General features: G+C 28.4%; 26 protein-coding genes and 1 riboswitch. All 26 genes read left to right on the forward strand.

Annotated elements, in window-relative coordinates:
• Positions 1–13: 13 nt before the first annotated feature.
• The 26 genes from ACTG46_RS01720 (at position 14) to ACTG46_RS01845 (ending at position 22,699) form a co-directional block, all read left to right on the forward strand.
• Positions 14–1,198: an FkbM family methyltransferase gene (locus ACTG46_RS01720; protein ID WP_479923475.1), complete on the forward strand. Its 1,185-nt coding sequence runs from the start codon at positions 14–16 to the stop codon at positions 1,196–1,198.
• Between the two features lie 16 nt (positions 1,199–1,214).
• Positions 1,215–2,240, forward strand: coding sequence for a radical SAM/SPASM domain-containing protein (locus ACTG46_RS01725; RefSeq protein WP_479923476.1), 1,026 nt, complete (start codon positions 1,215–1,217; stop codon positions 2,238–2,240).
• Positions 2,233–3,552, forward strand: coding sequence for a glycosyltransferase (locus tag ACTG46_RS01730; protein ID WP_479923477.1), 1,320 nt, complete (start codon positions 2,233–2,235; stop codon positions 3,550–3,552). Before ACTG46_RS01725 ends, ACTG46_RS01730 begins: the two co-directional genes overlap by 8 nt.
• Before the next feature lie 209 nt (positions 3,553–3,761).
• Positions 3,762–4,685 carry an SDR family oxidoreductase gene (locus tag ACTG46_RS01735; RefSeq protein WP_479923478.1) on the forward strand — a complete coding sequence of 308 codons (924 nt, stop codon included), beginning with the start codon at positions 3,762–3,764 and terminating at the stop codon, positions 4,683–4,685.
• Between the two features lie 2 nt (positions 4,686–4,687).
• Complete coding sequence (gene rfbC / locus ACTG46_RS01740; RefSeq protein ID WP_479923479.1) at positions 4,688–5,233, forward strand: dTDP-4-dehydrorhamnose 3,5-epimerase; 546 nt, start codon at positions 4,688–4,690, stop codon at positions 5,231–5,233.
• Between the two features lie 10 nt (positions 5,234–5,243).
• A complete protein-coding gene (gene rfbF / locus ACTG46_RS01745) occupies positions 5,244–6,017 on the forward strand; it encodes a glucose-1-phosphate cytidylyltransferase (RefSeq protein ID WP_479923480.1) in 774 nt (257 codons plus the stop codon).
• Positions 6,017–7,093: a CDP-glucose 4,6-dehydratase gene (rfbG, locus tag ACTG46_RS01750; protein ID WP_479923481.1), complete on the forward strand. Its 1,077-nt coding sequence runs from the start codon at positions 6,017–6,019 to the stop codon at positions 7,091–7,093. Before rfbF ends, rfbG begins: the two co-directional genes overlap by 1 nt.
• A gap of 656 nt (positions 7,094–7,749) precedes the next feature.
• Positions 7,750–7,840, forward strand: a riboswitch (cyclic di-GMP riboswitch).
• A gap of 407 nt (positions 7,841–8,247) precedes the next feature.
• On the forward strand, positions 8,248–8,565 hold the full coding sequence (flgB, locus tag ACTG46_RS01755) for a flagellar basal body rod protein FlgB (protein ID WP_479923482.1): 318 nt from the start codon (positions 8,248–8,250) through the stop codon (positions 8,563–8,565).
• Between the two features lie 7 nt (positions 8,566–8,572).
• Positions 8,573–8,977 carry a flagellar basal body rod protein FlgC gene (flgC, locus tag ACTG46_RS01760; RefSeq protein WP_021382740.1) on the forward strand — a complete coding sequence of 135 codons (405 nt, stop codon included), beginning with the start codon at positions 8,573–8,575 and terminating at the stop codon, positions 8,975–8,977.
• Between the two features lie 9 nt (positions 8,978–8,986).
• On the forward strand, positions 8,987–9,301 hold the full coding sequence (gene fliE, locus ACTG46_RS01765; RefSeq protein WP_054275658.1) for a flagellar hook-basal body complex protein FliE: 315 nt from the start codon (positions 8,987–8,989) through the stop codon (positions 9,299–9,301).
• Between the two features lie 24 nt (positions 9,302–9,325).
• Positions 9,326–10,876 (forward strand): flagellar basal-body MS-ring/collar protein FliF, encoded by a 1,551-nt coding sequence (gene fliF, locus ACTG46_RS01770; protein ID WP_054268808.1) that lies wholly within the window; start codon positions 9,326–9,328, stop codon positions 10,874–10,876.
• Between the two features lie 12 nt (positions 10,877–10,888).
• Positions 10,889–11,959 (forward strand): flagellar motor switch protein FliG, encoded by a 1,071-nt coding sequence (gene fliG, locus ACTG46_RS01775; RefSeq protein WP_079739648.1) that lies wholly within the window; start codon positions 10,889–10,891, stop codon positions 11,957–11,959.
• Positions 11,943–12,683 carry a FliH/SctL family protein gene (locus ACTG46_RS01780; protein ID WP_054268809.1) on the forward strand — a complete coding sequence of 247 codons (741 nt, stop codon included), beginning with the start codon at positions 11,943–11,945 and terminating at the stop codon, positions 12,681–12,683. Before fliG ends, ACTG46_RS01780 begins: the two co-directional genes overlap by 17 nt.
• 3 nt (positions 12,684–12,686) lie before the next feature.
• Entirely contained in the window at positions 12,687–14,006 is a 1,320-nt protein-coding gene (gene fliI, locus ACTG46_RS01785; protein WP_479923483.1) for a flagellar protein export ATPase FliI, read from the forward strand.
• A gap of 31 nt (positions 14,007–14,037) precedes the next feature.
• A complete protein-coding gene (fliJ, locus tag ACTG46_RS01790; RefSeq protein WP_054275660.1) occupies positions 14,038–14,484 on the forward strand; it encodes a flagellar export protein FliJ in 447 nt (148 codons plus the stop codon).
• 28 nt (positions 14,485–14,512) lie between these two features.
• The gene (locus tag ACTG46_RS01795) at positions 14,513–15,715 is read left to right on the forward strand and encodes a flagellar hook-length control protein FliK (RefSeq protein ID WP_479923484.1); all 1,203 of its coding nucleotides are present in this window, start codon (positions 14,513–14,515) and stop codon (positions 15,713–15,715) included.
• A gap of 17 nt (positions 15,716–15,732) precedes the next feature.
• Entirely contained in the window at positions 15,733–16,353 is a 621-nt protein-coding gene (locus ACTG46_RS01800; protein WP_219673460.1) for a flagellar hook capping FlgD N-terminal domain-containing protein, read from the forward strand.
• Positions 16,354–16,379: 26 nt separating this feature from the next.
• Positions 16,380–17,363 (forward strand): flagellar hook-basal body protein, encoded by a 984-nt coding sequence (locus ACTG46_RS01805; RefSeq protein ID WP_231301465.1) that lies wholly within the window; start codon positions 16,380–16,382, stop codon positions 17,361–17,363.
• A gap of 12 nt (positions 17,364–17,375) precedes the next feature.
• Positions 17,376–17,579, forward strand: a complete 204-nt coding sequence (locus tag ACTG46_RS01810) for a flagellar FlbD family protein (RefSeq protein WP_054268815.1) — start codon at positions 17,376–17,378, stop codon at positions 17,577–17,579.
• Positions 17,579–18,397 carry a motility protein A gene (locus ACTG46_RS01815; RefSeq protein ID WP_054268816.1) on the forward strand — a complete coding sequence of 273 codons (819 nt, stop codon included), beginning with the start codon at positions 17,579–17,581 and terminating at the stop codon, positions 18,395–18,397. The genes ACTG46_RS01810 and ACTG46_RS01815 overlap by 1 nt, the downstream gene beginning before the upstream one ends.
• Positions 18,387–19,082: an OmpA family protein gene (locus tag ACTG46_RS01820; protein ID WP_054268817.1), complete on the forward strand. Its 696-nt coding sequence runs from the start codon at positions 18,387–18,389 to the stop codon at positions 19,080–19,082. The genes ACTG46_RS01815 and ACTG46_RS01820 overlap by 11 nt, the downstream gene beginning before the upstream one ends.
• An 11-nt stretch (positions 19,083–19,093) precedes the next feature.
• Positions 19,094–19,537 (forward strand): flagellar basal body-associated FliL family protein, encoded by a 444-nt coding sequence (locus tag ACTG46_RS01825; RefSeq protein ID WP_219673463.1) that lies wholly within the window; start codon positions 19,094–19,096, stop codon positions 19,535–19,537.
• Positions 19,538–19,550: 13 nt separating this feature from the next.
• Complete coding sequence (locus ACTG46_RS01830; RefSeq protein ID WP_054268819.1) at positions 19,551–19,925, forward strand: flagellar biosynthetic protein FliO; 375 nt, start codon at positions 19,551–19,553, stop codon at positions 19,923–19,925.
• The gene (gene fliP / locus ACTG46_RS01835; protein ID WP_054268820.1) at positions 19,926–20,591 is read left to right on the forward strand and encodes a flagellar type III secretion system pore protein FliP; all 666 of its coding nucleotides are present in this window, start codon (positions 19,926–19,928) and stop codon (positions 20,589–20,591) included.
• A 12-nt stretch (positions 20,592–20,603) separates the two neighbouring features.
• The gene (gene fliQ, locus ACTG46_RS01840; protein WP_054275666.1) at positions 20,604–20,873 is read left to right on the forward strand and encodes a flagellar biosynthesis protein FliQ; all 270 of its coding nucleotides are present in this window, start codon (positions 20,604–20,606) and stop codon (positions 20,871–20,873) included.
• Positions 20,874–20,884: 11 nt separating this feature from the next.
• Entirely contained in the window at positions 20,885–22,699 is a 1,815-nt protein-coding gene (locus ACTG46_RS01845) for a fused FliR family export protein/FlhB family type III secretion system protein (protein ID WP_479923485.1), read from the forward strand.
• Positions 22,700–22,706: the final 7 nt, after the last annotated feature.

A 22,706-nucleotide genomic window follows, 5' to 3' on the forward strand; every position in this document is an offset into this window, starting at 1 on the left:
GGAGAGTATTTATATGTTAGATATTTTAGAAAATTTGAATAATATAGATCTAATGGTTAATGAATTGTTAAATCATAAGCATTATAATAATGATTTGGAACATAATTTAAATAAAAGTGAGATTATATTATATGGAGCAGGGAATTTAGGTGATATGGCAAGTGAAGTATTAAGTAGCATAAATATTACACCAAGATATATTGTTGATAAAAATATTGATTTACATGGAAAGAAAATAAATGGAATAAATATTATTAATCCAGATTGCCTGAGTAGGGAAGATAAAGAAAATAGTATATTTGCCATATGTATTGTCAAGATTCAATATAATGAAATTAAAGAATATTTAGAAGAAATAGGATGTAAGAATATCTGTCACTTTTATGAAATTACAGAAATGCTAAAAGATAAAGTGGGAGTTAGTAATGGATGGATTTTAGAAGACTTATCAGAAGAAGAAAAGAAAAAAATATCAAAAATTTATAACAAATTTGAAGATATCGAGTCAAAGTTATATTATATACAATGGTTATGCTGGCGAATCTGTAAGAGAGAAATCAAATTTAAGAATTTAGATATAAATACAGAAAATAAGTTTTTTATAGATGAAATTATGAGTGTTTTGAATGAAAATGAAGTTTACATAGATTGTGGAGCTTATACAGGAAATACATTGAGTCAATTTATAGAAAAAGTAAATGGAAAATTTAATAAGATAATTGCTTTTGAGCCAAGTTTAGAAAGTTATCAAAATTTACAAGAAATAACTAAATATCTTAATACTATCTACAATAACAAAATAAATATTTTTAAATATGGGGTTGGAGAAACAAAGTATATTGGATTGTTGAGAAATAACCTAGGATTAGCAAGTAAATTTGTCAATATAGCAAGTAAAAATTTTCAAGAAGAAGTTGATATTGTTAACTTAGATGAATTTCTAATAAATTTGTATCCTACATTTATAAAAGTACATGTAGAAGGGATGGAGCTAAATGTTTTAAAAGGAAGTATGAAAATAATATGCAAAAGTAGACCAATATTAGTAATTACAACATATCATAATAGTGATGGTGTATATAAAATTCCAGAGTTATTAATAAATAACTTAAATGACTATTCATTTTATTTTAGATTACATGGATACTGTGGTACACAAAGTGTATTATATGCCATCCCTAATGAAAGAAAAAAGTAAAGGAGAAGTTTATAAAATGAAAGCAAAAAAAGTTTCAAGAATTAGAACAGAAAATAGAACAGCTTTACAAGAGGTGATTCCACTAGAAACTCCATTTCATATTTTTTTAGATCCTTCAGCAGCTTGTAATTTTAAGTGTAAATTTTGTTTTAATAGAGACAAAAGCAAAACATTTCATAAAATAATGGAATATGAATTGTTTGAAAAAATTATAAGTGATTTAAAATTATTTCCAGATAAGTTAAAAGTCTTAAGATTATATAAAGAAGGAGAGCCTTTACTTAATAAAAATCTACCTAAAATGATATATCATGCAAAAAAAAATGATGTATGTGAAAAAGTAGATTTTACAACAAATGGTTCATTATTAGGTATTGGGAAAAATAAAGAACTAATAGACTCAGGATTAGATGCTATTATCATATCTGTACAAGGTATTAATGAAAAACAATATTATGAAACATCTGGAATAAAGATAGATTTTGAAGAGTATGTAAAAAATATAAAAAATTTATATAAAAATAAAGGAAATTGTAGAATACATATAAAAACAACAGATACTAATATATCAGGATTAAATGAAAAAAAATTTTACGATATATTTGGAGATATTTGTGATGAAATATCAATTGATAATGTTGCACCAATATGGCCAGATTTAGAAATAGACACTTCTAAAGGAGAATTTGAATATGGGATATATGGTAATAAAATAGATAACATCCATATCTGTCCATATATATTTTATTCTTTAACAATAAATTCTGATGGTAGTGTTAGTTCTTGTTTTTTAGATTGGAAACATTCAAATATATTAGGCAATGTAAATAAACATTCTTTTTTCCAAATTTGGAATAGTGAAGAAGTTTTTAATATTAGAAAAGCTCACTTAAAGGGAAATATTGATAATTATCCCATATGTAAAAACTGTGGTCAATTAAAATATGGAATGGCAGATAATATAGATGACTATTCTGAAGAAATACTTTTAAATTTGGAAAGAACATCACATAAGTTTAAACTGGAGAATTTAAATGTATAATATTTTGCATATAACAACGCATTTAGGTGGTGGTGTTGGAAAAGTTTTATCAAATATTTGTAAATACTATGCTACTAACACTAAAGAAAATATCTATAAACATAAAATACTTTTATTAGAAGAGCCACAAAAAAAAAGTTTTTTTAATATATGTATTGAAAATGGTATTGAAGTAATTGTTTCAGATAGATTATCTATAATATCAAATGAAATAAAAAAATCTGATATAGTCCAATTAGAATGGTGGCATCATCCTAAATTTGCAGGTTTTTTAAATAATTTTCCTAATATTGATACACGGTTAGTAATTTGGAGTCATATATCAGGTTGTAATTATCCTAATATACCTTTTGAATTTATAAAAATACCTGATAAATTTATATTTTCATCTGAGTATTCTTATGAAAATCCTCAATGGTCTGAGACTGAAAAAAAATATGCAAGAAATAATACCACAGTTATAAACAGTTCTGGTGGATTTGATGATTTTAATAAGATAGAGAAAAGGAAACATGAAGGATTTAATATTGGATATATAGGAACTTTAAATTATAGTAAATTAAATCCGCAATTTGCTAATTATTATAATAGTATAGATGTTGATGTTTCCAAATTTATAATGATTGGTGATAGTGAGTATGTTAGTGAAATTAGGAAAAACATATCTAAATTAAAAGTATATAAAAAAATTGAATTTAAAAATTATACTGATAATGTTGCAGAAGAAATGTCTAAATTTAATATATTTTCATACTTATTAAACAAAAATCATTTTGGAACTACAGAAAATGTATTATTAGAAGCAATGTATATGGGTTTACCTGTAATCTCATTAAATCAATGTGTTGAAAAATATCTAATAAAAAATATGGAGACTGGCATATTAGTAAATAATTTAGAGGAGTATAAAAATTCTGTAAAATATCTTTTTGAAAATCCTAGCGAAAGAAAAAGGATTGGAGAAAATGCCAAAAGATATGTTCAAAATGAATTTAGTGTAGGTAATACAGTAAATAAATTAAATTGTGTATATGATGAAGTTATGAAAAATTCTAAAAGAAAATATAGTTTTAATGATATTTTTGGCAAATATCCATATGAGTGGTTTTTATCATGCTTAGGAGATAAGAAAAGACTATTTCATATGGATGGAAATTTAAATGATTATATAAAAAAAGATATAGAAGAGGAAATGTATATTTTAAAAGAAAAAAATAAAAGTTCTATAAGACAATTTATTAAATATTATCCAAATGATATATATTTAAATTATTTTAATGAATTTATAAGTAATTTTATTTACCATATTTAGTAGTTGAGGTAAATTCATAGAAATAGAGAAAACAATTTAATTACGATAGCAAAAATTGAACTAGATTATAGTCTAGAAAGAGTGAAATTATTCCTTTAGATATTCCATTTACATAGATTATGTCTCATCAATTGTATGTATTGTGTTTCGAAATTAGAGGATGAATTAGATTAATATACCAAAAAAATAAAAAAAGGATATAATTTTATATGTGTAAAAACAAAATCTTATTAACAGGAGCAACTGGATATATAGGATCATTTTTAGTAAAAAAACTTTATATGTTGAATTATGATGTTCATATTCTTGTTAGAAAAAGTTCTAAATTGGATTCAATATCAGAAATAGAAAAAAATATAAGTATACATGTATTTAATGGAGATACGATAGAATTGAACAACATATTAAAAAGCATTGAACCTGATATTGTTGTAAATTTAGCTTCTTTGTATTTAGGAAGTCATACTTCAAGCCAACTTATAGATTTGATAAATAGCAATGTATTATTTCCAACACAATTAATAGAAGCTTCTATCAATGCAAAAGTTGGTTATTTTATAAATACAGGTACACATTGGCAAAATTATAATAATTGTAATTATAATCCTGTTAACTTATATGCAGCTACTAAAGAGGCCTTTGAATCAATTTCAAAATATTATATTGACGTATCAAATATGAGAATGATAACTTTGAAATTGATAGATACCTATGGTCCCTATGATTTAAGACCTAAGGTTATTAATTTATTAAAAAAAATTGCTATAAGTGATGAAAAATTAGAAATGTCAGGTGGAGAGCAAGAGTTAGGATTAGTTTATATTGATGATGTAATAAAAGCGTATTTAATTGCAATTGAAATTATACAAAAACTAAAACCAAAAGAATACAAACAATTTTTAGTACTGCCTAAAAAAATATATAAATTAAAGGAAGTCATAGAGATATTTCAATCTGTTATTGGAAAAAAATTAAATATTGAATTGGGAAAGTTACCTTATAAAGATAGAGAGATGATGAAAGTATATACAAGTGAAGAAAATATATTAAAAAATGTATCTACAATAGATTTGTATGAAGGAATAAGTCTTATGATGGATATTGAAAAAAATTCTAATATGAAGAGAGGCTAGATATGTATAAAATAAAAAAAACAAATATAGAAAATTGTATAGAAATTTTACCAAGTATGTTTGAAGATAATAGAGGAATAACAATTAAACCATATCATAGAAAATCTTTTGAAAGTTTAGGAATATTAGAAGAATTTAAGGAAGATTTATTTGTAACATCTAATAAAGGAGTAATAAGAGGTTTACATTTTCAAAATGAACCATTTGAACAAAGTAAATTAATTTACTGCGTAAAAGGGAGCATATTAGATGTTGCTATTGATATTCGAAAAGAGTCAAAAACATATGGGCAATTTGTATGTTTTTATATAGATTCAAAAAAGAGAAATATGGCATATATCCCTGCTGGATTTGCTCATGGATATGAAGTTTTAGAAGAAGATACAATGGTTGTTTACAAATTGTCTTCTATGTATGCCCCAGAATATGAGAAAGGTATAAGATGGGATTCTGTAAATGTAGCTTGGAATACGAAAGATCCTATTTTATCAGATAAAGATAAGAAATGGCCAACTTTTCTTGAATACACAAATGGTAGATTAGAATAAGGAGTTTAATATGAAAGCAATAATTTTGGCAGGAGGATATGGGAGTAGACTGGGAGATATAACAAATGTTGTGCCTAAACCTATGGTAGAGATTGGTGGAAAACCGATATTATGGCACATAATGAAAATTTATTCACATTATGGTATAAATGATTTTATCATATGTCTAGGTTATAAGGCAGATGTTATAAAAGATTATTTTTTACACTATGATTTTAGAAATAATGACTTTTCTATTGAGATTGGTAGTGGAAATATTGAATTTCTTAATAATAATGATGAAAATAATTGGAAAGTAACATTAATTGATACTGGTATAAACTCAGAAAAAGGAGCAAGACTTAAAAAGGTTGAAAAATATTTAGAGGATGATATAAATTTATTGACATATGGAGATGGTTTAGCAAATATAAATGTAAAGGAGCTTATAAATTTTCATGTTAATATGGGAAAGATGTTGACTATATCAGGGGTAAGACCTCCAGCTAGATTTGGAGAATTAGTAGCTGATGGAAATGTATTGAAATCATTTGAAGAAAAATCACAAACATCAAAAGGTCTGATAAATGGAGGTTTTATGGTATTTAATAAAAAATTATTAGAATTTCTTACAGAAGATGATGCTTGCGATTTAGAATATGGATTATTTGAAGACTTAGCTAAAAATAAAGAAATATCAGTTTATAAACATAAAGGATTGTGGGCATGTATGGATAACGAAAGAGATATGAATAATCTTAATATGCTTTGGAAAAATAACAAGGCCTTTTGGAGGATTTGGTGATGTACTTTGACTTTGATAATATATATAATGGTAAAACCGTTTTAATAACTGGAGCTACAGGATTTAAAGGCTCCTGGCTTTCGATTTGGCTAAAAGAGCTTGGAGCAAATGTTGTAGGATATTCATTAAATCCAAAAACGAAAAAAGATAACTTTATCTTAGCAGAAGTATCAAAAAAAATTATAGATATAAGAGGAGATATAAGAGATTATAGCAATTTGGAGGCAGTATTTAATAAATATAAGCCAGATTATGTCTTTCATATGGCAGCTCAGCCTTTAATTGAAGAATCGTATTTGAATCCTATTCTTACATATGAGATAAATTTAATGGGAACATTAAATATGCTTGAGTGCATAAAAAATAGCAACAGACATTTAGTTGCAATATTTATAACAACAGACAAATGTTATAGTAATAAAGAACAAGTTTGGGGGTATAAAGAAACAGATTCTTTAGGCGGATATGATCCTTATAGTTCATCAAAAGCAGCGTGTGAGATCGCAATTAATTCATGGAGAGAATCATATATGAGTCCTAAAATGTATCATAAGCATGGCAAAGCTATCTCTTCAGTAAGATCTGGAAATGTAATAGGAGGAGGCGATTGGTCAGAAAAAAGAATTATACCAGACTGTATAAGAGCATTAGAAAGTCAGAGTGATATTATACTAAGATCTCCTAATTCAATTAGACCATGGCAATATGTACTAGAGCCACTATATGGATACTTATTATTAGGTCAAAAAATGAAGCTAAATCCAACTAAGTATAGTGATGCATGGAATTTTGGACCCAAAATAGATTCTATTGTTGATGTAAAATATATTGTTGAAAAGTTAATAAAGTATTATGGAACGGGATCTTGGAGATGCCTAGAAAATAATAGTTTTCATGAAACAAAAATGTTAAATCTTGATGTGAGTAAGGCTATCTTTGAATTAGGATGGAAGCCAACCTTAAGTATTGATGAAGCATTGAAATTTACAAGTGAGTGGTATCAGAAATATCATTGTTCAGATATATATAGATTATGTGTAAATCAAATAAATAATTTTATTTCGCTTATTAAGTAACGATAATTAGATATATCAAAATAAATAATAATTTGTACATATAGAAAGGTGAATTCTGGGAGACAGGATTTACTTTTTTGTGTAAAAATATACATGAATAATATAACAAAAACTAATGAGAAAATGTCAATTATAAATTTAGAAGAGTTAATATCTGAATTAGATTTGGATTGAAAAGAACTATAAGTGTAGTAGGTAATTTACTCTATTTGATATTTGATAAATTGATGCAATTAGATGAATTTGAATATAAAAATATATTTGTTTATAGAAAGGAGCAATAGATAAACTGCATATTAAGCTATATGAGATAATTAGAGTATTAATTAAAGAACTAAATGTAGAAGATATATAACTTAGGATAAATAGATATATTAAAGTTTAAGGAGTATGTAGTGATGAAAAGAAAACAATGGATTTAGAAGATTCTTGACTAGAAAAAATATAAAATAAAATATGAGTTTATTACCTATATTTAGGATGTACCATTAAATTGGAGTATAATTAAAAAGAGAGATTTTAAAAATCTTATTTTTATGAATAAATATAGTTTATATTAATTAAGTAGGTTGAAATAATTTTAACAGATTTAATTCTAATGAAAAAATATACGAAAAATGTTTAAAAATTTTATCATTTATTGTATACTTAAAGTAAAACTAAATAGGCAAAACTAGAGAAATCTAGTGACGCAAAGCTATAGGGGCTAAGGTTTGTATATGCGAACTATGCTAGCCAGTTGCCAAAAAGAGTCCTAAGTATATTTGTATACTTAGGATTAGTCGAAATGACTGCTTTTTTGGCGGTCATTTTATTGTGGAAAAATTACTTTATTATAGTAGAAAATACACATAATAACATATTTTACCAATTATAATATAAAATAAAGGAAATTTATCTAAAAAAGTTGCTATTTTACAAAAAAAGGCAACTTTATGAAGGGGAAATTAAATACATATTAAAATTTTTTTTTATTTTTATTGGATTTAATTGAATTTAAATTAGATTTCTTACTAAAATAATTCGTTATTATATTAATGTAATAGAATTGTAATAGATTTAAATGAACAAAGAAGTCATTTTTTGTAATATAGCAACTTCATTTTTTTAATCATTAAATATAGCAAATAAATATATTTTGAGGAGGGGTGAGTATGAATACATATGACATTATAAAAATGGGACTAGATGCAACTAATCTAAGAAGTCAAACAATAGCAAATAATATAGCAAATATAAATACTGAAGGTTACAAAAAACATTATGTAACTTTTGAAGAAACATTAAATGATGCCATGCCAAAAATAGAAGAAAAAATAGACAATTCCAAAGGTCTAAGGGTAGATGGCAATAATGTAGATATAGAAGAAGAAAAAGTAAAGCAAGCAATGACAACGTTGCAATATAATGCTTTAATAGGTTTTGCAAATGGCAAAATTGCAATGACTAAATCAATAATAACTGGGAGGTAACTAGAAGATGAGTGTGTTCAGTGGAATGGAGATATCTGCTAGTGGATTAACAGCAGAAAGTTTGAAAATGGATATCATATCATCAAATGTAGCTAATATAAATGCTACAAGAGGTCCAAATGGAGAAGCATATAGGAGAAAAATTGTTTCCTTTGAAGAAAACTATGATAATAAATTAGGTATGTTAGGAGTAAAAGTCACATCTGTTGAAGATGACAAATCACCTCTTAAAGAAGTATATGACCCATCTCATCCAGATGCAAAACCAAATGGATATGTAGAATATCCAAACGTAAATATATTGGTTGAAATGACGGATTTAATAACAGCTTCACGAGCATATGATTCTAACATAGACACACTGAATGCTCAGAAATCTATGATATCGAAAGCTTTGGAAATAGGAAAGTAGGGATAAATTATGCCAATTACACAAATTAACAATTTAATGCAAGGTGCAAAGTTAGATAATTTGATTGGAGAAACAAAACCATTAAACCTTAATAAAGAAGAAAAAAAGAATTTCGAAGATGTAATAATAGATACTATAGACAAAGTTAATTTTCAACAAGTGACAGCGGATAATATGAAAGAAAAATTTATAAAAGGCGAAGATGTTTCTATGCATGAAGTTATGTTAAAAGGTCAAGAAGCACAACTATCTATGCAATATCTGATAGAAGTTAGAAACAAGATTCATGATGCATATCAAGAAATGAATAAAGTACAAATTTAGCCTTTTGAACAGGAGTAATAATCAATGATAGCCAGTTTTAAAAATAAGATTAAGGAGCAAGTTGCTAAATCTAGGACAAAAATAGGTTCTTTAAAAAAAGGAACTAAGATAGCATTAGGTATAGGGATTGTTGCTATATGTTTAGCGCTAGTATTTACAGCAATATCTGCAAGTAAAAATAAGTATGCAGTCTTATTTTCAGAACTAGATGTTCAAGATGCTGCAGATATATCAGCAGAATTAGAGTCTAGAAAGATAGATACTAAGGTAAAGGGAAGTACAATTTATGTTCCTAGAACAGAAGTCGATAAGTTGAGGCTGGAGCTAGCTCCAAGTCTTACAGGTGGTTCTAAAGGATTTGCATTAATGGATGATAGTTCGTCTATAGGACTTACTGATGAGGAGTTTCAAATTAAGAAGCAACGAATCATACAAGGTGAGATAGAAAAAACAATCAAGAGTTTTCCACAAGTGGAAGATACTAGAGTACATATAACATTTGGAGAGTCATCAGTGTTTGAGAAAGAAGCAGTTCCAGGAAGTGCAGCAGTTTACTTAATGTTAAAGCCAGGAACAACTTTAGAAAAAAATCAAATAAAATCTGTTATGGCACTTGTATCAGGAAGTGTTACAAATATACCAGAGAAAAATGTTCAAGTTATTGATAATAAGATGAATCTATTATCAGAAGGTATCTTAGATGATGAAGAAGTTGATGAAAATAATCAACCTATAAATGGTGGTATTAGTGTTGATAAAAATAAGGCATCTGAACAAGCATTGAATAAACAATTAGAAAAGTCTATTTTGGAAATGCTAGAGCCAATATTTGGTACAGGAAAAGTAAAAGCTACAGTAAATGCAGATTTAAGTTTTGATACAGCCGAAAAAACTGAAATAAAAATTGACCCTGATAAAGTTGCAATAAAAGAAACAAGGTCAAAAAATTCATCCAAATCTGCAACAAATAATGTCCAAGGCGTAGATGCTAATATGAATAATCAAGGAAATAAAAATGGCACTAACACAGAAGATAGTTTGGATGAGAGTTTTGAATATGAGACAGGTAAGATTGAAACTCATACTATAATTGCACCAGGAGAACTTAGAAGATTGACAGCTTCTGTCGCTATAGACGGAAAAATAGCTAAAGGAGTTCAAGCTGATGTGGAAGATATAGTTAATAATGCTATAGGCATGGATGGAGCAAGGGGAGATACTCTTAGTGTTGTTTCAATGGTCTTTGACCCTAAAGGAAAGGCTGAAGCTAAACAAGAACTGGAAGAGATTAAAAAAGAAGGCTTCAAAACTAATATAATAAAGGCAGTTATTGGAGTAGTGGCAGTTATTGCAGTAGGTGCTATTGGATACTTAATATATAAGAAGAGAAGTGAACAAGAAGATATGGATTATGAGGATGAAGTTTATAGTGCTAATTCTAGTACTGTTGATAAGAAAGATAATCCTCTATTAGGGGATGACCCAGAATTGACATTAGAAGAAGCTGTTAAAATGTATGCAGAAGAAAAACCAGACCAAGTAACAGAAATAATAAAGACTTGGTTAAATGAGTAAGGGGGATAGAATGTGTCCACAGAAATTACGAATGTTAGTGCATTTGACTTAAGTGATATAAGTGAAAATGAGAAGAGTGAGAAAATAGAAGGTGAGGGTTTAAAAAAAGCTGCTGTACTTTTAATGACATTAGGACCAACTGTGTCTAGTGATATAATAAAAAGCCTTCCAGATAAACAGGTTCAAAAAATAGGTTTGGAAATTGCAAATATTTCTTCAATAGCTTCAAAAGAAAGAAGAGAAATATTAAAAGAGTTTGTAGAAATAAATAAAGCAAAAGATTATGTTATAGAAGGTGGGCTGGAATATGCAAGAGAATTGCTAAGTAATGCCTTGGGAAATTCTAAAGCAAATAAATTACTTGAAGGTATATCAATAGATACAAGTACAAAGCCTTTTAAACATATTATAAAATTGGATACAAAGAAAATATTAGAAATACTTAGAAATGAAAGTGCACAAACTATAGCTATTTTACTTGCACATATGGAACCACAAGATGGTGCAGAAATTTTAGCTCATTTAAATTTTAATTTACAAAATGAGGTAGCTATGAGAATAAGTTCAATGGGTTCAATATCTCCAGAAGTTATAAAAGTAATTGAAAGTTCATTAGAAGATAAATTACATTCAATAAGTGGTGATGATTTTAAAGATTATGGTGGAATAGCTACATTAGTTCAAATATTACTTAATTCTGATAGAAAAACAGAAAAGAATATTTTGAATACTGTTGAAGAAAAAGACCCAGCTTTAGCAGCCCAAATTAAATCTCATATATTTGTATTTGAAGATATTGTCAAACTAGATGATATGAGCATACAAAAAGTACTAAAAGAAGTAACTATGAAAGATTTAGTTTATGCTTTAAAAGGTGTGGATGATGAAATTTCAGATGCTATATATAGAAATCAATCTTCTAGAGCAGCAGAAGCGCTTAAAGAAGAAATGGAGATGGTTGGTGTAATAAAAGTTGCACAAGTTGAAGGTGCTCAGCAAAAAATAGTAAATAGCGTAAGAAAACTTGAAAGAGAAGGTGCTATAACTATTGTAAGGAATTTTGGTGATGACTTTGTCGAATAACAAAATTATTAAAAGTGAAAAAGCATCATATAAAGGAATTCTAGATTTATCTATAATAGATAAAGCTAGACTGGGAGAAACAAATATAAACGAAGAGAATGATTGTAGATTTAGGGATGAAGTAATAAAAGAAGCTATAGAGTCTGCTGAGATAAAAAAGAATGAAATATTAGAAGAAGCAAAAACAAATGCACAAAATATAGAAAAACAAGCTTATGAAAAAGGATATAGCCAAGGTCAAAAAAATGGATATGAGGATGGATATAGGGAATCCTACGATGAATATATCCAAAAAGCTAAAGATGAAGCAGATTTTATAAGAAATCAGGCAGATTTAATTCTATTACAAGCTAATGAGAAAATGACTGAGTACATAAAGGAAAAAAACAAAGAAATTATAAGACTTGCTATCAATATGGCTAGCTCTGTTTTAAAAAAGCATTTTGAAGATGAAGAGTCTATGAGTGACTTGTTAAAGCAAATTATTCAAGATTACGAAGGAAGTAGTTCATTCATAGTAAGATGTAATTCTTTCTATAAGGATAATATAGAGAAAGAGTTTGAACTATTCAAAGAAGAGACATCATTAAAATCAAGTGTATTTGTTATTGCAGATGACAGTATAGATAAAGGAAATGCTATTATACAAAAGGAAAATGGGAGAATAATAGTTGGTGTTGATTGTGCTATGGAAAAACTAAAAGAAGAATTGCTTGGTGAATAAAGTATGTATAGAACTGATATATCTATAGATTTTGACAAAATAAATAAGAAAATAGAAAATTTAGAGCTTACTATATCAGAAGGCAGAGTTAAGAAGATAATAGGGCTTACTGTAGAAGTTGAAGGGATAAAAGCTTTTGTTGGAGAGTTATGTGTTATATACAATCAAGTCAACAAACCAGTTAATTGTGAAGTAGTAGGTTTTAAAGACAAAGAAGTAATTTTAATGGCATTAGGAGAGTTAACATTAATATCACCTGGTTGTAAAGTTATTTCTAAGGGTATACCTCTAAGTGTTATGTGTAGCGATAATTTACTAGGTAAAGTACTTGATGGTCTTGGAAATCCTATAGATAATTCAGAAGTTGTTCTAGGAGATAGATATAACTTGAATAATGAACCTCCTGACCCAATGAAGAGAAAAAAGATACGAAATATAATGGAGACTGGTGTAAGAGCAATAGATGCATTTACTACTTGTGGTGAAGGGCAGAGAATAGGAATATTTGCAGGTAGTGGAGTAGGTAAGAGTACAACTCTAGGTATGATTGCTAGAAATGCAAAAGCAGATGTAAATGTAATTGCCCTTGTTGGAGAAAGAGGAAGAGAAGTCCTAGATTTTATTGATAAAGATTTAGGAGAAGATGGGATGAAAAAATCTGTTGTTGTATGTGCGACATCAGATAAAGCTCCTCTTGTCAGACTTAAAGGTGCTCTTACTGCTACTGCAATAGCTGAGTATTTTAGAGACCAGGGAAAAAAAGTAATACTTATGATGGACTCAGTAACTAGATTTGCTATGGCACAAAGGGAAGTAGGAATAGCAATAGGAGAGCCACCAGCTCAAAAAGGGTATACACCATCTGTATTTGCTATTTTACCAAAACTTATGGAGAGAACAGGTACATCAGATAAAGGTTCTATCACTGCATTTTATACAGTATTAGTTGATGGAGATGATTTTAATGAGCCAATAGCAGATACAACAAGAGGGATACTTGATGGTCATATAGTTTTATCTAGAGATTTGGCAAATAAGAATCACTATCCTTCTATAGATGTTTTGAACAGTTTAAGTAGACTTATGAATGAGATTGCTTCAAAAGAAGATATAAAAGTAGCAGCATTTGCAAGGGATATGCTATCTGAATATAGAGAAGCAGAAGACTTGATAAATATAGGTGCATATGCTTCAGGTACCAATAAAAAAATAGATGAGGCAATTTACTATCATGAGCATATTATTAATTTTTTAAAACAAGGAATAAATGAAAAGAGTTCTTTTGATGAAACTGTGAGTAGCCTGAAAAGAATCTTTGAATAAACAATTTAAAAAAATATTTGAATAGGTTGTGATGAAATTGGATAAAAACTTTAAGTTTAGATTACAGAAAGTCTTAGACTTAAAAATGAAAGATGAAGAAAAGATAAAAATGGAATTTGCTAAAATTCAACAAAAAAAAATAGATATAGAGAATAACTTGGAAAACTTAGAAAGTAATTATAATAAGTATTCCATAAGTAAAGATAACGATAGTATTCAAAATCAAAAGATAACCATTAATTATTTGTTAGCTCTAAATAACTCTATAATGGATTTATCAGAAGAATTAGATAAGTCAACAAATGAACTTGAAAAAGCTAGAAAACAGCTTATAGACAAGCAAATAGAAAGAAAATCATTAGAAAAACTTAAAGAAAAAAAGTATGGTCAGTATTATAGAGAAGAAAATCTGAAGGAACAAAAAACTAATGATGAATTTGCAAGTATGAGTTACTTGAGAAATAGACAAGTTCTATAAGAATAGTAGGAAGTGAGGATATTATTGTATGAAGATACAAGCAGATTCTTATAATATTATTAAAGATATTGGGAATAAAAAAAGCTCATCTAAGGATAAAGATATAAAAAATAATAAGTTTGAAGACAATTTATATAAGGCAACAGACAATAAAACAATTAAAGATAGAAAAGAAACAAGTAATCAGAATGTTAGCTCAAATAAATCAGAGAAGAGTGATAATGAGTGTCATTTTGAAGATAAAAGTAGCCATTTAGAAGAAGAAAATACATATGAAAAAGATTACAGTAAGATTAATGAGATTTTACAACAATTGATAAATCTATTAAAAAACAATGATAAGAAAGACAAAGATATAAACTCTATACTAAATGATATAGAAAAGTTAAATGTATCAGATGAATTGAAGCAAGAACTTAAACTTAATAAAAATATGTTGAATAAGATTGTAAATCAGAATGCAGAGTTAAATAAGGATAATACAAATAAATCTGATGATGTGCAAAATTTAGATATTATGAAGTTAAGAGAGCTTTTAGACAATAATACTAATGGAGACTTTGAAGTGATTAGTAAAACTACAGAGGAAGATACTAAAAGCGTAGATTTATACAATTTTAATAGTAATAGAATGGACAAGCTTAATTCAAATAAGCAAAGAGATGAGAGTTCTGATATTTTAGAAAAACTAGCAGGGGCTAATGGAAATAAGAGCGGAAACTTTAGCCAAGTAATAAATAAAAGTATGGATATAAACAAAACTAAAAATGACAATGTTAATTTAAAACATATAGAATCAAATGTCATGGATGATTCGATTAAGGCTATTAAACATATGAAAACAAATGATATACAAGAGCTAACAATTAAATTAAGACCAAAAGAGTTGGGAGACATGAATATACAATTACTAAAAGATAGTGAGAGTATGAAAGCTGTTGTGACTGTTTTTAATAAAGATGTATTTGACTCTATAAATAAAAATATCACAGATTTAAAGCAACATCTTGAACTTACAAATGTAAACATAAAAGATGTATCCGTGCAAATGCATAGTGATAATAGAAATACATCAGATACTTTTGATAAAGCATTTGAACAGCAGAATAGACAAAATAACCAAGAAAATATGAATAAACAAGGCACAAATAATAAACATCACAATGTAATCATAGAAGATGAGATTAAAGAAAATATTATTGATGATGATAGAGTAGATTTATTAGCTTAATAAGGGGGAAGTATTGTATGTACGGAGTAGCAGCAGCTTTAGCAAGTGCTCAAGGAAACTATAGGTCAAATAACTTAAACCAGCTTGAAAAAAATATTAATGATATTGCAAATAAACAAGTTAGGAGTAAAGGAAATCAGACAGTAACAGATAATGGAACTCCAATTATAGGACAGGGAGACGATGCTGATAAAGATTTATTTATGAAAATACTTGTAGCACAAATGGGTAATCAAGACCCAATGAATCCACAAGACCCAACAGAGTATGTATCACAATTAGCTCAGTTTGCAACTTTAGAAAAGATGTCTGCTATGAATGATAAGTTAGATGTACTTTTAGCTTTAAGTAACTCTACTCTAATAAATTCTGCATTAAGCATGGCAACATCATTAATTGGTAAACAAGTAGAGGTATCTGGAGAAGAAAAAGAAGATGAAAATATTGTAGGTGTAGTAAAGTCCACATATATAAAGGATGGAGAGGTACACTTAGAGTTGAAAGTAGAAGGCAGTGATAAAACTGTAGATGTTAAATATGAAAAATTACTTAAAATAGGAGAAGTAGATACAAATTCAGATGAAGAGGAAAATTCTCCAGAATCAGGTGAAGAAGAAAGTTCTACAGAACAAGTATAATATTAAACTAGAAAAGAGGTATATTCATGATAAAAGCAATGTATTCAGGTGTAAGTGGGATGAAAGCAAATCAAACAAAGCTAGATGTAATAGGTAACAATGTAGCAAATGCAGGGACTACTGCTTTTAAGAAAAGTTCTGCTAGAATAACAGATTCATTTTATCAAACTGTATTATATGCAAGTGCTCCAACGGCTGCATTAGGGGGAACAAACTTAGGACAAGTAGGTGTAGGTAGTAAGATATCAAGTATAAATAAAGATATGACGCAAGGAAATGTACAGCCAACTAATAGACCATCGGATTTAATGATAGATGGAGATGGATATCTTCCAGTAGTAAGGCAAGGTACAGTTATGTATACAAGAGATGGCTCTTTTAACTTAGATACAGGATTTAAAGCAGCAGCAGGAGCTTTGCAAGGTATTTTGGGAGGAAGACTTGTAAATGGTGATGGGTATATGTTACAAGGTGAGGTTTATAATGGTAAATATGATGCTGCTACTGGTGAATTTAAAAAAGATGGTGCTGTGCAAGGAAAAGAACCTGTTGTAATACCTCTTCAAAGTATAAGCCCTAAAGACAAGACCGTTCAAAATGTACTAGAGTATAATATATCAAAAGATGGAACAATAGAATTTTTATTAAGTGATGGACAAAGAACTCAATTTGTATATGACAATATCCCAGCAAATGCACAACCAGGAACACCAACAACAATAGGCATTGATTCTGGTAAACTTCAAAAAGTACAAACATATGCATTCCAAAATCCAGCAGGGCTAGATGCAGAGGGAGGAAACTTATTCAAACCATCAGCAAACTCAGGAGACCCACAAATAGCAGGAGCTACAGGAACAATAATACAAGGAGCAATAGAAGCTTCCAATGTAGACATAGCAGAAGAATTTACAGAAATGATAATAGCAAGTAGGTCTTTCCAAGCAAACAGCAAAATAATATCAACATCAGATGAAATCCTACAAGAGATAATAAGTCTTAAGAGATAGTAGGTACATATTATGATAAGAGTAACAGATTTAAATGGAAGAAGTTACATATTAAACTCAGACCTTATAGTAAGAATCGACTCTGTGCCAGAGAGCAGGATTTTACTTACAACAGGAGAAAAAAACCTTGTAAAAGAGTCAGTAGATGAGATAGTAGATAAAGTAATAAAATATAAAAGAAAAATAAATGTAGGTTATATTAGGAGCGAAAAATAATGAAAAAAACAGATTCACTGACATTTATTGGACTAATATTATCTACAGTATTAGTTTTATTTGGAGCTGTAAAAGGAAGTAGTTCAGGATTAAAAAGTTTCTTTGATTTTGCATCAATACTAATCACAGTATTTGGGTCGTTTGGAGCGTTAATGATTACATTTACTTTTGAGGATATGAAACTTATAAAAAATGCACTTCAATACTCATTTAAGACAACGAGTGTATCAAAATTAGATTTATTAAATCAATTTAAAGCACTTTCTAAAAAGGCTAGAAAAGAAGGGCTTCTATCAATAGAAAGTGATGTAATGAAAATACAAGACCCATTCATGAGAAAAGGATTAGAGTTATGTATTGATGGTCTGGAAGTAAATGAGATAAGGTCTATATTAGAATTAGAGATAGATTCTATTGAAGATACAAATAATAGGTATTCTAAGATATTTAAAACTTGGGGTACTTTTGCACCTGCTTTTGGGATGTTGGGGACATTAATAGGTCTTATACAAATGCTATCTGACCTTACATCTCCAGACTTAATAGCATCTGGTATGGGAAAGGCATTAATCACAACATTCTATGGTTCTTTACTTGCTAATATCGCTTTAAATCCAATTGCATATAATATAGATGAAAAAACAGAAAAAGAAGTTTATATGAAAGAAATGATGTTAGAAGGAATAATAAGCATACAATCTGGTGAAAGCAGTATAGTGGTTGAAGAACGTTTAGCAACATACCTTTCAAGAAGTGAGAAATTACAGTTTACAAAAACCAATAAAAATACAGAAAGAGCAATGAGTAATGGGGCGTAAAAAAAATAAGAAGAAGGATGATATAAATCCAGATGCATGGCTAGCTACTTATGCTGATACAATAACACTGATTCTTACGTTTTTTGTATTATTGTATGCGACATCAGTTGTAGATATGGAAAAATTCAAAAATATATCAAATGCATTAAAAGGTCAGTTTTCTGGAATAAGTATGTTTAGTACAGGTTCAAGCACAAGTGATAAATCACCAATAGATAGTACTTTAGTGGATAAAAGTGATAAGTCAAATTTAGAGCAAGATTTAAAAGATAAGGTTAATAATTCTAACCTACAAAATAGCGTAACAGTTAAAGATGATAGTAGAGGGATTTTACTAGAGTTAGATGATTCAATACTATTTGACTCTGGGATTTCGGATTTAAAAGTTAATAGTAAAGCTACTCTCAATAAAGTATATGACATGATAAAAATGATGAAAAATAAGATAGTTATAGAAGGTCATACTGATAATGTACCTGTAAAATCAAGTACACATGAATCCAATTGGGATTTATCTTCTAGTAGAGCAGTAAGTGTTGTAAGATACTTTGTAGAAGAAAAGGGAATGGACCCCAAATTGTTTTCAGCAACAGGATGTGGAGAATATCAGCCTTTGGTTTCAAATGAAACAGCAAAAGGAAGAGCTGAGAATAGAAGAGTTAACATACTTATAACTATCGACTAGGAGGAAGAGATTTGTTCAAAAATAAAAAAATTTTTCTAATTATTTTGATACTAATTATTTTCTCAGCAGGAGCAGGATTTTTTATATTAGGTAAAGGCGGAAATAAACAAATTAATAAGATTATAGGTTCGTTTATTCCAACAGGAACAGATAAAGATGAAATAAAGACAGAAAATCTTGATTTAGAAGAAATGGTATTGAAACTAGCTGATGAAGGTGTAAGGTATCTAAAAGTATCAATAACTGTATCTTATGATTCTTCATATAAAGATATAGAAAAAAGTACACCTTTAATTAGAGACAATATCATAAATTGTCTTATGGCAAAAAGAGCAGATGATTTTGCCGCTGAGAATTTAAATAACATAAAAGAAGAAATAAAAAATACACTAAATACAAACCTAGGTGGGAATGTAATTCAAAATATATATTTTACAAATATAGTAGTGCAATAAAGGATGGTAAGACATGATACTTTATTTATTAAAGATATTAATATGTATTCCAATAATTTTAATATTGATAGTCTTATCTTTAAAAATTAGCCAAGGAAGTTTATTAAAAAAATACAATGATAAATATGTAAAAATATTAGACATTGTAAGTATAAGTAAAAACAATAGCATAATAATTTTGAAGATAGGTGAAGAAGGGTGCATTGTTGCATCTTCTTCGTCTAGTATGAATAAGATAAAAGATTTGACCAAGGAAGAAATATCAAAAATAGAAGATGATATTAAAGAAAGAAATTTTAAAATCCAAGATTTTAAAATGGAAAGAATCAAAACAAAATATGATTTCAGTAAATATATTGGAAAATTTACAAAAAAGGAAGATAAGTAAATGGAACTATTATCAAAATTACCTTTGGCTGATGTACCATATACAAGTTCAATGCAATTGTTTTTATTTCTAACTGCATTAATGTTTTTACCATTTGTAATGTTTATGATGACAAGCTTTGTCAGAATAGTCATAAGTCTATCATTTCTAAAATCAGCATTAGGAGCACAACAGGCAATACCAAGTCAAATCTTGGTAGGGCTTGCAATAGTATTGACAATATTTATAATGAGACCAGTATTAAATGAAATAAACGAAAAGGCATTACAACCATATATTAAAGAAGAAATTACTATGGAAAAAGCTATGAAGGAAGCAGAAGGACCTATTAAAGAGTTTTTATTGAAGCAAACTAGACAAACAGATTTAGATTTATTTGTAGAACAAGCTGGTTTAAAAGAAAAAAAATTAACTCGTGAAAACATACCATTATCTGTTGTAGTTCCAGCATTTGCTATAAGTGAATTAAAAACTGCTTTTCAAATAGGTTTTTTAATATACATACCATTTTTGATAATAGACCTTGTTGTTGCAAGTGTTCTAATGTCTATGGGGATGTTTATGTTGCCTCCAGTTATGATATCATTACCATTTAAGTTACTATTATTTGTAATGGTGGACGGATGGAACTTGATAGTAAAAACATTGATATTGGGATTTGGATAGGAGAAAAATAGTATGAGTGAATTTATGATAATGAGTGTTCTTAAAAATGGAATGTTTACAGGAGCTATGATTGCAGCTCCAGTACTAATTGTTTCTCTTATAGTTGGACTTTTAATAAGTGTGTTTCAAGCTACGACTCAAATCCAGGAGCAAACATTGACTTTTGTACCAAAACTGATAGCAATTCTTTTAGTAGTAGCTATTGGTGGAAGCTGGATGTTACATACTCTTATTAGTTTTACTTCTGAGATATTTAATATGATATCTCTTATAACTAAGTAGGTAGGGTACATATGATTTTTGTATTTATTAGAATAATAGCTTTTTTCGGGACGCTGAGGATACTATTTCCAGCTGGTACACCTGCTTTATTTAAGTCACTCTTTGCAATCATTATATCAATACTGATTTCAAGTACTATGCAGATTGAATATGCAGCAGATATAGATAATATTATAATGTTTACGTTATATGGAATAAATGAAACCATAACAGGCATTATACTTGGATATATAACGAATCTGTGTTTTTATAGTATCAGGATGGCTGGTTCTATGATGGACCAACAGATGGGATTGTCAATGATTAATATGTTTGACCCAAACTCAATGACTCAGACAACTTTAATTGATAATCTTATGAACTGGACAGCGATAATGATATTTTTTAGCATGGATGGACATCATATTTTAATTCGAGGTATAAGGTATAGTTTTGAGTTAATTCCAATAGGAAAATCATTTGTAGATAATAATATAGACTATATAATAAACATATTTGTACAGTGCTTTATAACTGGATTCAAAATAGCAATACCTATCGTGCTTTGTCTGCTTATGGCAGATTTTATCTTAGGACTTATATCAAGAAGTGTTCCCCAACTGAATGTAATGATAGTTGGTATGCCATTAAAAATATTGGTTGGTATAGCCTTATTTATCATATCAATACCTTTAATCGTTAGCCAGATAAGTCATCTACTGAGTCAAATACCAAAGATGTATGAGGGAACATTTGCTCTGGCTCCTATGTTTTTTATGGGTTCAACGGATAAGACCGAAGAAGCTACTCCAAAGAAAAAGGGTGAACAAAGAAAAAAGGGTAATATAGCAAAAAGTAGAGAATTACCAGTTGCAATGACTCTACTTGCATTCACTTTATTAGTTCCTACATTATTTTCATATGTAGTAGATACACTTAAATCTTCACTTAATTATTTTTTAAACGTGAATTTTTATATGAATATAAATTATTCAAACCTAGAAAAATTAGTTATTGTAGGATTAATGGATTTTTTTAAGATATTTTTGCCAATAGCAATTCCTTTCTTAGTTTTAGGTATAGTAGCTAACCTATTTCAAGTAGGAATTCTGTTTACTGGGGAAACTTTGAAACCAAATTTATCAAAATTAAATCCTATTAGTGGATTTAAAAATATGTTTTCTATGAGGAGCTTATCAACTTTAATAAAAGATACAGCAATAATATCTGTATTAGCTTATATAGGGTATACATTTTTTCAAGATAATTACTTAGATATATTAAAGCTAGGTAACATATACCTACCTAGTTTAATGTATACAGTTAAAGATTTAGTATATTCCATATTGAGTAAAATTTGTATAGCTATGATAGCTATAGCAGCTGCAGACTACTTTTATCAAAGATACAGTCATAAAAAGCAACTGAGAATGACAAAACAAGAAGTTAAAGATGAATATAAAAATGCAGAGGGAGACCCAGAAATAAAAGCTAAGATAAAACAAAAGCAAAGGCAAATCTCATCCCAAAGGACTATGCAAGCAGTCCCAAGTGCCACTGTGATAGTAACTAATCCGACCCACTTATCTATAGCAGTAAGGTATGAAAAAGGGAAGGACCAAGCTCCAGTAGTAGTGGCAAAAGGTGCAGATTATTTGGCCTTTAAAATAAGAGAAATAGCAAAGGGAAATGACATCCCTATAATAGAGAATAAACCTATAGCTAGGTTGTTATATAAGCAAGTAGAAATAGACCAAGAAATTCCAGAGGACATGTATCAAGCTTTTGCAGAAATATTGGTAGCAGTATATAAAATCAAAAACAGATACAAAATCCCAAAAAGGTAGGATAAGT

The sequence above is a fragment of the Clostridioides sp. LIBA-7678 genome, from assembly GCF_056716065.1.

Bases quoted from the DNA above. Each gene is read 5' to 3' on its own strand.
- ACTG46_RS01800 (WP_219673460.1), top strand. From the start codon at position 15,733: ATGTACGGAGTAGCAGCAGCTTTAGCAAGTGCTCAAGGAAACTATAGG.
- fliQ (WP_054275666.1), top strand. From the start codon at position 20,604: ATGAGTGAATTTATGATAATGAGTGTTCTTAAAAATGGAATGTTTACA.
- ACTG46_RS01725 (WP_479923476.1), top strand. From the start codon at position 1,215: ATGAAAGCAAAAAAAGTTTCAAGAATTAGAACAGAAAATAGAACAGCT.
- fliP (WP_054268820.1), top strand. From the start codon at position 19,926: ATGGAACTATTATCAAAATTACCTTTGGCTGATGTACCATATACAAGT.
- rfbG (WP_479923481.1), top strand. From the start codon at position 6,017: ATGTACTTTGACTTTGATAATATATATAATGGTAAAACCGTTTTAATA.
- ACTG46_RS01735 (WP_479923478.1), top strand. From the start codon at position 3,762: ATGTGTAAAAACAAAATCTTATTAACAGGAGCAACTGGATATATAGGA.
- flgB (WP_479923482.1), top strand. From the start codon at position 8,248: ATGAATACATATGACATTATAAAAATGGGACTAGATGCAACTAATCTA.
- ACTG46_RS01780 (WP_054268809.1), top strand. From the start codon at position 11,943: ATGACTTTGTCGAATAACAAAATTATTAAAAGTGAAAAAGCATCATAT.
- ACTG46_RS01720 (WP_479923475.1), top strand. From the start codon at position 14: ATGTTAGATATTTTAGAAAATTTGAATAATATAGATCTAATGGTTAAT.
- rfbC (WP_479923479.1), top strand. From the start codon at position 4,688: ATGTATAAAATAAAAAAAACAAATATAGAAAATTGTATAGAAATTTTA.
- rfbF (WP_479923480.1), top strand. From the start codon at position 5,244: ATGAAAGCAATAATTTTGGCAGGAGGATATGGGAGTAGACTGGGAGAT.
- ACTG46_RS01830 (WP_054268819.1), top strand. From the start codon at position 19,551: ATGATACTTTATTTATTAAAGATATTAATATGTATTCCAATAATTTTA.
- ACTG46_RS01845 (WP_479923485.1), top strand. From the start codon at position 20,885: ATGATTTTTGTATTTATTAGAATAATAGCTTTTTTCGGGACGCTGAGG.
- ACTG46_RS01810 (WP_054268815.1), top strand. From the start codon at position 17,376: ATGATAAGAGTAACAGATTTAAATGGAAGAAGTTACATATTAAACTCA.
- fliF (WP_054268808.1), top strand. From the start codon at position 9,326: ATGATAGCCAGTTTTAAAAATAAGATTAAGGAGCAAGTTGCTAAATCT.
- fliE (WP_054275658.1), top strand. From the start codon at position 8,987: ATGCCAATTACACAAATTAACAATTTAATGCAAGGTGCAAAGTTAGAT.
- ACTG46_RS01730 (WP_479923477.1), top strand. From the start codon at position 2,233: ATGTATAATATTTTGCATATAACAACGCATTTAGGTGGTGGTGTTGGA.
- fliI (WP_479923483.1), top strand. From the start codon at position 12,687: ATGTATAGAACTGATATATCTATAGATTTTGACAAAATAAATAAGAAA.
- fliJ (WP_054275660.1), top strand. From the start codon at position 14,038: ATGAAATTGGATAAAAACTTTAAGTTTAGATTACAGAAAGTCTTAGAC.
- ACTG46_RS01805 (WP_231301465.1), top strand. From the start codon at position 16,380: ATGATAAAAGCAATGTATTCAGGTGTAAGTGGGATGAAAGCAAATCAA.
- ACTG46_RS01820 (WP_054268817.1), top strand. From the start codon at position 18,387: ATGGGGCGTAAAAAAAATAAGAAGAAGGATGATATAAATCCAGATGCA.
- flgC (WP_021382740.1), top strand. From the start codon at position 8,573: ATGAGTGTGTTCAGTGGAATGGAGATATCTGCTAGTGGATTAACAGCA.
- ACTG46_RS01815 (WP_054268816.1), top strand. From the start codon at position 17,579: ATGAAAAAAACAGATTCACTGACATTTATTGGACTAATATTATCTACA.
- ACTG46_RS01795 (WP_479923484.1), top strand. From the start codon at position 14,513: ATGAAGATACAAGCAGATTCTTATAATATTATTAAAGATATTGGGAAT.